Genomic DNA, 763 nt, shown 5'->3' on the forward strand with positions numbered 1-763 from the left:
TTTAGCTTTGTTCTTTAATGGCTTCTAAAATTTGGTCTGGTGTACGGTTAATGGTTGATTGAACAGCACCCACATAAGCCCCTTCAACCAGTGGCCCTTCAACAAGGTGGATATGGGCTTTTATCTCGTCCTCCACGAAGTCTAGCGCCGTTTCCGCCGATAAGACGGCTGATCCCATATCCGTGAAGATGAAAATTTCCTTGTCCGTATTAGCAAAAATGGCCTCCGTAATTTTGCTGACGGACGTACCGATTTCGCCATCTTCGGTACCCCCTGCAGCAATGACTGAAAAGGCATTGTTGTCATCTGGTACCATGGTTTCTAATAATTCTTTTAGACCCTCTGTGATGGTTTGGCTATGGGACACTAATATTAGTAAATTTGTCATATAAGAAAAGCCTCCATATGTAAGTTTTTGTAAAATTTCATGTACGCGCTTACATTTTATCAAAAAAAAGTTAAGACAACAAGCAACAGCCATTGGGACTTAAATGGGCTGGCATTATTAGTGAGTAAGCCTTTGTATTATTTATACTTACGTATCATTGCCCTGAAGGCTCGACAAGCGTTGGGACCAGAATTAGCCAAGTTTTTGATAGTTTAAAACGATTACCTTTAAGCGATTGTCCCTTGAATCAAAGTCCTATTAGGTATGATAGAATGAAAATATCAAGACAAGAATAGACAAATTATAGGAGGCACGAGTATGGTAGATATTTTAAAAGATTACAGTCCTGACCGTTCAAATACAAAAGCAATGAAA

1 protein-coding gene is annotated in these 763 nt (G+C 39.2%); it reads right to left on the reverse strand.

The features are described 5' to 3' along the window. Position 1: 1 nt before the first annotated feature. Positions 2-388 (reverse strand): dihydroxyacetone kinase phosphoryl donor subunit DhaM, encoded by a 387-nt coding sequence (gene dhaM / locus ACRCJ0_RS17165; RefSeq protein ID WP_431391369.1) that lies wholly within the window; start codon positions 386-388, stop codon positions 2-4. Between the last annotated feature and the right edge of the window lie 375 nt (positions 389-763).

The organism is Aerococcus sp. L_32, from assembly GCF_050689315.1.